The following is a 5,994-nucleotide window of genomic DNA, read 5'->3' on the forward strand; positions in this document are numbered from 1 at the left end:
TTGTCCTGATTTAAATTTAATCCACTATAAAAGGCAAATAAAGGTCGTCTGAAACGCCGGAAGATGGGTTTCAGACGACCTTTTGACTGTTTGATAACGTGAATATGGATTTATTGATGCGCGGCGAGGAATTGTTCCAATTCTTCTTTGAAAGGCATTCCGTTTTGCGCGCCGTCTTGGGTAATGGAAAGCGCGGCGGCGGCACATGCCTTACGGACGGCAGTTTCGATGCCTTGATTCCAGAAGACGGACAACGCGCCGTTGAATGCGTCGCTGGCGCCGGTGGTGTCGGCAGTGTCCACTTTAAAGCTGGAAACATAACGCAAACGGTCTTTCCCGTCTTTATAGACCGCGCCTTTGTCGCCCATGGTCATCAGGACGGGGCAGGGGGCTTTTAGAATCAGCTCTTCGGGATTCAAATCTTGCGACAGGCCGAGGCAGTCGGCAAGTTCGTAGCGGTTGGGGGTCAGAAGGGTGACCAATTCCCATAATTCCGAAGGCAGGAATTGGGCGGGAGCCGGGTTGAGGATAAAGGGTTTGCCGTATTTCTTCGCCAATTTTGCGGCGGCGATGACGCAGTCCATCGGAATTTCGAGCTGGCTCAAAACCACATCGGCGGAGGCGATTTGCTGCTCGGCGTTTTCGATGTCGGCAACCGTCAGCCCCATGTTGGCTCCGGCGATAACGATAATGGCGTTTTCATCGTCGGCAACGGTAATGTTTGCCATGCCGCTGGGTAGGCCGGTGAGGGTTTGGATGTGTTCGGTAAAGATGCCTTCGCGGCAGAGGTTGGTGGTCATTTCATAGCCGAAATCGTCATCGCCGACCGCGCCGACTATACAGACGTCCGCCCCCAAACGCGCTGCTGCAATCGCTTGGTTTGCGCCCTTGCCGCCCATGAAGCGGTGAAATGAATTGCCCAGCAATGTTTCACCCGCTCTGGGAAATTTTGAAGCGCGGGTGACTAAATCCATATTGATACTGCCGATAACGACGATTTTAGCTTGGAGCATCCTTGATATCCCTTTTATAAAATGCACTAGACTGTTGAACAGCCTTATTTTTGTCTGCTGTTGTGCAATGTATGACTAGCCCAAATAAATAGCCTGAAATTGTACCTGCTAATATTATAAATGCAAAATTAATTGTCAATTTCATATTACTTTGGATTAATTTTGTTGCGATAAAATCAACATATCATAGAATTTAAGGCGGAAATGGCGACGTTTGGGGATGAATTGTTTTTATTTTAACAACCTGTGTTGCAACGCGGGCAGCCTGGTGCGCACGCTTTGCAGCCTCGCAGCGTCCAAATCGGCGATGACGATGCCCTCGCCTTCGGGCAATACGTCCAAGATTTCGCCCCACGGATCGATAATCATGCTATGACCGAACGTTCGCCTGCCGCTTTCGTGTTCGCCACCTTGCGCCGAGGCGATGACGTAGCATTGGTTTTCCACCGCGCGGGCGCGCAGCAGCAATTCCCAATGAGCCTTACCTGTCGTGTAAGTGAAGGCGGCGGGCAGCAGCAAAACGTCAAACGGCTGCTGGGCGCGGAAAAATTCGGGAAAACGCAAATCGTAGCAGATGCCGGCGGCAAGCGGAACCTCGTCGGCACTCAGTTCCGGCACATCGCCGCCCGCGCTGATGGTGTCCGCCTCGGCATAGCGTTCGCCCAAGCCCGAAAAGCCGAACAGGTGCATTTTGTGATACAGCCCGATTTGCGCGCCGTCGCGGTCGTACACCAACATAGTGTTCATTACTTTGCCCGCTTCAGGGCTTTGCAGCGGAATCGTGCCGCCAAAAAGCACCACGCCGCATTCCGCCGCCGTCTCGCTCAAGGTCGTCTGAAAACGAGCGTAGCGAGTTTCGCTAAAATTGCCACCGACTAAAGGTTCGGCGAAAGCCAGTTTGTCGGTATCCTTGCGCCCCATCAGCGGCCAATATTCGGGCAACAGCACCCAATCCGCGCCTTGCTCGGCAGCTTGGCGAACGAGGCGTTTCATGGTGTCGATATTGGCATCGGGGTCGGTGGACGAAATCATTTGTACGGCGGCGGCGCGGATGTTTTGCATGGCGGTTTTCCTGTCGGGTCGTCTGAAAAGGGCAAGGGATGGTTTGTTTTATAGTGGATTAACTTTAAATCAGGACAAGGCGCCGAAGCCGCAGACAGTACAGATAGTACGGCACCGATTCACTTGGTGCTTCAGCACCTTAGAGAATCGTTTTCTTTGAGCTAAGGCGAGGTAACGCCGTACTGGTTTAAAGTTAATCCACTATAAAACGAAATCGTTTCAAAAAAACAATCAATAAGGAAAGCAGCGTTTCAGACGACCTTTTATTTTTCTGAGCCGTTTTTATGATGATTTGAACGGCAGGTTTGGCATTGCTTTTATATAAATATATTATTTTTTTATTTTTTATTGATTTTAAAAAATAATTTCCTTAAATTCTGTTTAATCGATAAAATATAAATGTTTTCAAAACTTAACGTATGCATGTAAGCCATTGATTCTTTGGTTAGTTGCTTCATGAATGGGGTGATTGGTTGAAAATCGATATTGCTGCGGTTTGCTAAGTAGGAAGTTATCAGATAAGGTGTACTACAAGCGGTTACATCCGTGAGTATAAAATTAATCAATAAGATAGTTGATTCAATATAAAACTGTTACATCTCACAACAAACGGAAGGCTCTCCCTCGACCGTTTGCACATCAAACCGTTTGCACACCAAACAGAAAGGAAAAAACCATGCTTCATTATGCAGTTGTTTTCTTTGTTATCGCCATTATTGCAGCCGTACTGGGCTTCGGCGGTATTGCAGGCAGCGCGGCAGGTATCGCTAAAATCCTGTTTGTCGGTTTCCTGATTTTGTCAGTGTTGTCCCTGATTTTTGGCAAGAAAAAATAAAACTGACAAACAGATAAGGCGTAACCACGCTACCTTCTGAATGAACGTTTTTTAAAACAAAGGTCGTCTGAAATTTTCAGACGACCTTTCTTCATATCAAACCTTAATCTTCATACGCTTCTATCGGCGGGCAGGTGCAGACCAAATTCCGGTCGCCGTACACGTCGTCCACGCGGTTGACGCTCGGCCAGAATTTGTTTTCGCGCACGAAAGGCAACGGGAAGACGGCTTCTTCGCGGGAGTACGGGTGCGCCCATTCGCCGGTTACGTCGGCGGCGGTATGCGGGGCGTTGACCAGCGGGTTGTCGTCTTTCGGCCATTCGCCGCGTTCGACTTTCAGCACTTCCTGTTTGATTTGTTTCAGGGCGGCGATGAAGCGGTCGAGTTCGGCTTTGCTCTCGCTTTCGGTCGGTTCGATCATCAGCGTGCCGGCAACGGGGAAGGAGACGGTCGGGGCGTGGAAGCCGTAGTCCATCAGGCGTTTGGCGATGTCGGTTTCGGTGATGCCGCTTTCGGCTTTGAGCGGGCGCAGATCGATGATGCATTCATGTGCGACGCGGCCGTTTTTGCCTGTGTAGAGAACGGGATAGTCTTCGCTCAGGCGTTTGGCGACGTAGTTGGCGTTGAGTAATGCCCAGCGCGTTGCCTGTTCCATGCCTTGTTTGCCCATCATGGTCAGGTACATCCAGGTAATCGGCAGGATGGACGCGGAACCGAAGGCGGCGGCGGCAACGGCGGTTTGCCCGGTACTTGCGCTGTGCGTGTCGGTTAACACATGGCCTGGGGCAAACGGGGCGAGGTGGGCTTTCAGGCCGATGGGACCCATGCCCGGGCCGCCGCCGCCGTGGGGGATGCAGAAAGTTTTATGCAGGTTCATGTGCAACACGTCCGCGCCGACTTCGGCGGGCTGCATGATGCCAATTTGGGCGTTGAGGTTGGCGCCGTCCATGTAAACCTGTCCGCCGTTTTCATGGATGATGCGGCAGATGTCACGGATGCCTTCTTCGTACACGCCGTGGGTGGACGGGTAGGTAATCATGATGGCGGACAAGGCGTCGCGGTGTTGTTCGGCTTTGGCTTTCAAATCGTCGATGTTGACGTTGCCGTGTTCGTCGGTATCGACGACGACGACTTTCAAACCGAGCATGGCGGCGGTGGCGGGGTTGGTGCCGTGGGCGGATTTGGGAATCAGGCAGATGTTGCGGTGCGCTTCGCCTTGGGCTTCCTGATAGCGGCGGATGGCGAGCATACCGCTGTATTCGCCCTGCGCGCCGGAGTTGGGCTGGAAGGAAATCGCGTCAAAGCCGGTGATGGCTTTCAGACTGTTTTCCATGTCGGCCAGGAGTTCGCGGTAGCCTGCGGTTTGGGTTTCGGGAGCGTAGGGGTGGATGTCGGAAAACTCCGCCCAAGTAATCGGCAGCATTTCAGCGGTGGCGTTGAGCTTCATGGTGCAACTGCCCAGCGAAATCATGCTGCGGTTCATCGCCAAATCGCGGTCTTCGAGCTTTTTCAGGTAGCGCAGCATTTCGTGTTCGGTGTGGTAACGGTTGAACACGGGATGTTGCAAGATATTGTCTTGGCGCAGGAATTCCGTTTTCAGACGACCTTTGACGTCGTCTGAAAGCGTGAAAGTGTTGTTGCCGGTGAAGGCGTAGTACAACACGGCAAGGTCTTCGCGCACGGATGTTTCGTGGAAGGCGGCGGCGATTCGGGTGTCGCTGACGCGGCGCAGGTTGTAGCCCAGTTCCAAAGCGGTTTGGAACGCTTTGTCCGCTTTTTCTTTGCTGCCGAAATCAACGGTAACGGTATCGAAGAAGACTTCGTGAACCACTTTGAGGCCGTCTGAAACCAGCGCGTCGGCAAAGGCGGAAGCCAGCGCGTGAATGCGGTTGGCGATGCGTTTCACGCCTTCGGGGCCGTGATAGACGGCGTACATGCCCGCCAAGTTCGCCAGCAATGCCTGCGCGGTACAAATATTGGATGTGGCTTTTTCGCGGCGGATGTGTTGTTCGCGGGTGGACAACGCCATGCGCAGCGCGGGTTTGCCCGATGCGTCTTTGGATACGCCGATGATGCGGCCCGGGGCGGAGCGTTTGAACTCGTCTTTAAAGGCGAAATAAGCGGCGTGCGGCCCGCCAAAGCCCATCGGTACGCCGAAGCGTTGCGTGTTGCCCAACGCAATGTCCGCACCCAATTCGGCAGGCGATTTCAGCAAGACCAAACTCATGATGTCGGCGGCAACGGCAACAATCGTGCCTTTGGTTTTCAGACGACCTATGACGCTTTGCAAGTCTTGTACGTCGCCGTCTTTGCCGACGTATTGGAACAGCGCGCCGAAGTATTCGCCGTCATCCGCTTTGGCAAAATCGCCGACCACCAGCTCGAAGCCGAAATATTTGGCGCGGGTTTTCATCACGTCCAAAGTCTGCAAATAGACGCGCTCGTCCACGAAGAAACGCTCGGATTTCACCTTGCCCACGCGGTGCGCCATCGCCATCGCTTCGGCGGCGGCGGTTGCCTCGTCCAGCAAAGACGCGCCCGCCACGGGGAAACCGGTCAAATCGATGCACACCTGCTGGAAGTTCAACAACGCTTCCAAACGTCCCTGCGCGATTTCCGCCTGATACGGCGTGTAGGCGGTGTACCAGCCCGGATTTTCCAACACGTTGCGCAAAATCACGTTCGGCACGCGGGTCGGGTAATAGCCCAAGCCGATATAGGATTTGTTGATCACGTTTTTTGCCGCAATGGCTTTCAGCTTCGCCAAAGCGTCCGCCTCGGTCAAGGCTTCGGGCAGGTCGAGTTCGGACGGCATACGGATGCTTTGCGGCACGGTGTTGCCGACAAAATCATCCATGCTTTTCTCGCCGAGCGCTTCCAAAAGCGCAGCCTCGTCGCCAAAACTCAAATGACGCGCGGCAAATTCGTTGGGGTTGAACAGTTCGGATAGTTTCATTTCTACTCCTTTTTTGTTGTAGGAATCTGCCGCGAAGGCAGGTATTTGGGTTTTCAGACGACCTTGCGGGCGGATAATCGGGTTTTGTATCTGCTTACTATAGTGGATTAAATTTAAATCAGGACAAG

At 52.9% G+C, this 5,994-nt stretch carries 4 protein-coding genes; 1 reads left to right on the forward strand and 3 read right to left on the reverse strand.

All coding sequences use genetic code 11. The features are described 5' to 3' along the window. Positions 1 to 110: 110 nt before the first annotated feature. Both rbsK and HMPREF3277_RS03535 read right to left on the reverse strand, forming a co-directional pair. On the reverse strand, positions 111 to 1,013 hold the full coding sequence (gene rbsK / locus HMPREF3277_RS03530) for a ribokinase (protein ID WP_070870060.1): 903 nt from the start codon (positions 1,011 to 1,013) through the stop codon (positions 111 to 113). 231 nt (positions 1,014 to 1,244) lie between these two features. Next, on the reverse strand, positions 1,245 to 2,075 hold the full coding sequence (locus tag HMPREF3277_RS03535; protein ID WP_070870061.1) for a carbon-nitrogen hydrolase family protein: 831 nt from the start codon (positions 2,073 to 2,075) through the stop codon (positions 1,245 to 1,247). A 676-nt stretch (positions 2,076 to 2,751) separates the two neighbouring features. Between HMPREF3277_RS03535 and HMPREF3277_RS03540 the strand changes: the two genes are divergently transcribed. Then, on the forward strand, positions 2,752 to 2,910 hold the full coding sequence (locus tag HMPREF3277_RS03540; RefSeq protein WP_003744611.1) for a DUF1328 domain-containing protein: 159 nt from the start codon (positions 2,752 to 2,754) through the stop codon (positions 2,908 to 2,910). 103 nt (positions 2,911 to 3,013) lie between these two features. On the opposite strand, the gene gcvP is transcribed toward HMPREF3277_RS03540, so the two are convergent. Beyond that, the gene (gene gcvP, locus HMPREF3277_RS03545; protein ID WP_070870062.1) at positions 3,014 to 5,866 is read right to left on the reverse strand and encodes an aminomethyl-transferring glycine dehydrogenase; all 2,853 of its coding nucleotides are present in this window, start codon (positions 5,864 to 5,866) and stop codon (positions 3,014 to 3,016) included. Positions 5,867 to 5,994 lie beyond the last annotated feature (128 nt).

This window comes from Neisseria sp. HMSC70E02, from assembly GCF_001838645.1.
GTDB lineage: Bacteria > Pseudomonadota > Gammaproteobacteria > Burkholderiales > Neisseriaceae > Neisseria > Neisseria macacae.